Source organism: Streptomyces milbemycinicus, assembly GCF_002154605.1.
GTDB lineage: Bacteria > Actinomycetota > Actinomycetes > Streptomycetales > Streptomycetaceae > Streptomyces > Streptomyces milbemycinicus.
On the sequence record NZ_MUNE01000325.1, the window covers coordinates 1 to 3837 of the forward strand.

Consider the following 3837-nt stretch of genomic DNA (forward strand, 5'->3'; position numbering starts at 1 on the left):
CAGATGGGCGGTGCAGTGGGGGTCGGCGGGGTCGGCGGAGCCTGCGGCGAGGGCCCGGACGAGGGTGTGCAGGGCCTGGTGGGCGCCGGTGCCGACGGTGGGGAGGACGGGTTCGGCCGCGGCCCGTACGCGGCGGGCGACGGCCCGGGGGCCGCCGGGCGGGAGCGGGCCGCCGCGGTCGGCGGCGCCGGTGGCGAGGGCGTCGAGGACGGTGTCGAGCATCGGGCGGAGCGCGCGCGGGCCTTCGATACCACCGGCCAGGAGGCGGGCGGTCGCGGAAGCGGGCACAGGCATGGGTGTGCCCCTCGTCTCGAGGTCGGGCAGGGGAGCGGTCCTGGGCGATGTCTCAAAAGCAGCGCCGGGCCGCCCGGGGGCGGGTCTCACGGCCTCGGTGAGCGGACCGGGCGCGTGGGACAGGCGAAACGTCTGGACTCGGGCCTAAAGTACTTTGCGCACAAGCGGTTCGGCCTGTCGTCGCGACAGATCCACTCGTACGTGGTAGTGCCGGTGCGTGAATTGATCGCGGCGGCCTGCCCGATGAAGCCCGCGGCAGAGCACGAGCTACGTGATGAAGCGCGGGCCCGGCTTCCGTAGGATGCCCGGGCACAGAAACGTCGAGCGGGCGAGGGGCGAGGGGGCGACGTGGACCGGCAGCCGGACGACAGCGGCCTGGCCGAAGAGCTCATCACCTCGATGCTGGCCACGACGCGGCTGCTGGTGGCGATCTCCGCGCGGGCGCTCGCCTCGATCGACGAGACGCTGACGGCGACGCAGCTGCGCGCCCTCGTGGTGCTGGACAGCTGTGGCCCCGCGAAGCTGGCGGCGCTGGCGTCGGGTCTTGGGGTCAACCCGTCCACCGCCCTGCGGACGGTGGACCGGCTGGAGTCCCTGGGCCTGGTGGACCGGCGGGTCAATCCGGACAGCCGCCGGGAGGTGGTGCTGCGGGTGACCGACCGAGGCGCGGAGGTGGTGGCGCGGGTGGTGGAGTACCGGCGCGCCGAGATCTCCGTGCTGGTGGACCGGCTGCCCGCCGAGGTGCGGGCCGGGCTGGCGCGTGGTCTGCGGGCGCTCACCGCGGTCGCGGACGAGCCCGACCTCCGGGCGGCAGGGCCGTCCGGGGCCGGGCCCGCCCGGGTCAGTGATGTGCTCGCCGCCGCTTCCGGGGAGGTGCGTCCGCGCCGTCCGGCGCGGTGAGCGCCGGGTGGCGGTACGGCCGGGCGGGGGTGCGGGAGCGGTAGACCACGTACGGCCTGACCAGGTAGCCGAGGGGGGCGGCGAAGGCGTGGACGAGCCGGCTGAAGGGCCATAGCGCGAACAGCGCCAGGCCCAGCAGGGCGTGCAGCCGGTAGACGAGGGGCGCGTGGGACATGGCCGGGACGTCGGGGTCGAGGGTGAACAGGCTGCGGAACCAGACGGATACGCCCTGCCGGTAGTCGTAGGCGTCGTCGCCCACGCCCGTGGCGGTCGCGGTGAGCCCGGCCAGCAGGACGGCGGCGAGCACCGGGTAGACGGCCCGGTCGCTTCGGCTGGTCGCCGCCCGTACGGCGGGCACCCGCAGCCGCCGGTAGAGCAGCAGCCCCAGGCCGGCGACGGTGGCCAGGCCCGCGGTGCCGCCGACGAGCAGCGCGCCCGCGTGGTAGAGCCCTTCGCTGACGCGCAGCCGCTCGGTCAGCGATTCGGGGACGATCAGGCCGACGACATGGCCCGCGGCGACGAACAGCAGCCCGAAGTGGAAGAGCGGGCCGCCGATGCTCAGCAGGCGGTGTTCGTGCAGCTGGCTGGAGCGGGTGGTGAAGCCGAAGCGGTCGTAGTGGTAGCGCCAGGCGCCGCCCGCGGCGAAGAGGACGAGCACGAGGTAGGGCAGCACGCCCCACAGGGCGATGTTGAGGTGGTTCATCGGCCGGTTCCTCCCGGAAGGTGGCCGGCGCGCTCGGGGGCGGCGGCGGAGAAGGGGGCCAGGCCGACCGCTTCTGCGGGCGGTCCGCCGCGGGCGAGCGCCAGGGCCGTGGCGCGGTCGGCGGGCGAGGCGCCGGGCAGGGTGTCGCAGACGGCGCGCAGCACATCGGCGTAGGGGCTGTCGTGGTCGGCCAGGGCCATTCTCAGCAGCTCGATGGCGGGGCGGTGTTCGCTCAGCAGCCGGGTCCCCGGGGCGGGGCAGCGGGCGGCGAACTCCAGGGCCAGCGGCAGATAGTCGGGCAGTTCGTCCTCGGGGGGCTCCCAGCCGTGGGCGCGGTAGCGGGCCTTCCACTCGGCGAGCGAGCCGCCGCGGCGCCGGGTGTCGCCGTCGGTGTAGTAGGTGAGGTGCAGGGTGCGCCGCCGGCTGCGGTCGAAGGTGACGACGTAGCGGGCGGCCAGGTCGAGTACGGGGATGTCCCGTACGGCGGCGCAGAACCGCAGCAGCGGTGCGGTGCCGGGGCCGGTCAGCTCGCCGAGCGCGTCGCGTACCAGGGTCAGGCGGGCGGGCCAGTGCCGGTCGGGGTAGCCGAGGAGGAGGGCGGCGGCCTGGTGCACGGCGGGGGTCGCCGGGCTCGGCGGGCTCATTGGGCTCACTGCTTCTCCTCGGCGCGGCGCGGGAACATTCCACTGGGGCGTCCGCGGCCATTCCAGTTGAGCAGGTTGAACCGGCCGGCGAGCCCCGTCCCGGCACCGGCTCCGGCTCCGGCTCCGGCACCCGCTCCGGCACCGGCCCCGGCGGGGGCGGGCACCGGCGGGGCGTGGAAGTCGTCGGCGCCGGGGAAGCCGTCCGGCATCATCCCGGGCAGCCCGTCCACGTCGAGGCTGCAGGTGTCGGTGGGCCCGTCGTGACCGGAACCCGCGGCGTAGCCGGTGGGGATGACGTACCGCTCGTCGTACTTGGCCAGGGCGAGCAGCCGGTACATGGCCTCGATGGTCTCCTGGTCCATGCCGACCGCGCGGGCGATCGCGGGGTCCTGTTCCTCGCCGAGGTTGTTCCGCCGCATATGGCTGCGCATGGCGGCGAGCCGGCACAGGGCGGCCTCGACCGGTTCCGGGTCGCCGGCGGTGAACAGTTCGGCGAGGTACGAGACGGGGATGCGCAGGGTGTCGATGGCGCCGAAGAGGTTGGCGGGCTCCTCGCCGTCGTGGCCGGTGGCGGTGAGCGCGTCGACGACCGGGGAGAGCGGGGGGATGTACCAGACCATGGGCATGGTGCGGTATTCGGGGTGCAGCGGCAGCGCCACCTTGTACCGGGTGATCAGCGCGTGGACCGGGGAGCGGCGGGCGGCCTCGATCCAGTCGTGCGGGATGCCGGACTCCTCGGCGGCGCGGACCACTTCCGGGTCGTCGGGGTCGAGGAAGCAGCCGAGTTGGGCCTCGTACAGGTCCTTCTCGTCGGGGACGGCGGCGGCCTCGCCGACCTTGTCCGGGTCGTAGAGCAGCACGCCGAGGTAGCGCAGCCGGCCCACGCAGGTCTCGGAGCAGACGGTGGGCTCTCCGGCCTCGATCCGCGGGTAGCAGAAGGTGCACTTCTCGGCTTTGCCGCTGCGGTGGTTGAAGTAGACCTTCTTGTACGGGCAGCCGCTGACGCACATCCGCCAGCCGCGGCAGCGGTCCTGGTCGACGAGGACGATGCCGTCCTCGACCCGCTTGTACATCGCGCCGGAGGGGCAGACGGCGACGCAGGAGGGGTTGAGGCAGTGTTCGCAGATGCGCGGCAGGTAGAACATGAACGCCTGCTCGTACTCCAGGCGGACCTTCTCGGTCATCTTGGCGAGTACGGGGTCGCCGGCGAGGTGTTCGGGGCCGCCGCCGAGGTCGTCGTCCCAGTTGGGGCCCCAGGTGACGGCGGTGGGGCGGCCGTCGATGAGGGAGCGGGGC

4 protein-coding genes and 1 pseudogene are annotated in these 3837 nt (G+C 74.1%); 1 reads left to right on the top strand and 4 read right to left on the bottom strand.

The window, feature by feature from the left end:
- Nucleotides 1-294: pseudogene (locus tag CCN51_RS25590) on the bottom strand (aspartate aminotransferase family protein); the annotation flags it as partial.
- Between the two features lie 348 nt (nucleotides 295-642).
- Here CCN51_RS25590 and CCN51_RS25595 point away from each other — a divergent pair.
- Complete coding sequence (locus tag CCN51_RS25595; protein ID WP_014180535.1) at nucleotides 643-1194, top strand: MarR family winged helix-turn-helix transcriptional regulator; 552 nt, start codon at nucleotides 643-645, stop codon at nucleotides 1192-1194.
- Here CCN51_RS25595 and narI read toward each other — a convergent pair.
- The 3 genes from narI to CCN51_RS25610 form a co-directional block, all read right to left on the bottom strand.
- A complete protein-coding gene (gene narI / locus CCN51_RS25600; RefSeq protein WP_014180534.1) occupies nucleotides 1136-1897 on the bottom strand; it encodes a respiratory nitrate reductase subunit gamma in 762 nt (253 codons plus the stop codon). The two genes, CCN51_RS25595 and narI, sit on opposite strands and share 59 nt — an antisense overlap.
- Nucleotides 1894-2541, bottom strand: a complete 648-nt coding sequence (narJ, locus tag CCN51_RS25605) for a nitrate reductase molybdenum cofactor assembly chaperone (RefSeq protein ID WP_014180533.1) — start codon at nucleotides 2539-2541, stop codon at nucleotides 1894-1896. The genes narI and narJ overlap by 4 nt, the downstream gene beginning before the upstream one ends.
- Before the next feature lie 5 nt (nucleotides 2542-2546).
- The coding region (locus tag CCN51_RS25610) for a 4Fe-4S dicluster domain-containing protein (RefSeq protein WP_086860122.1) at nucleotides 2547-3837 on the bottom strand (1291 nt) is incomplete at its 5' end.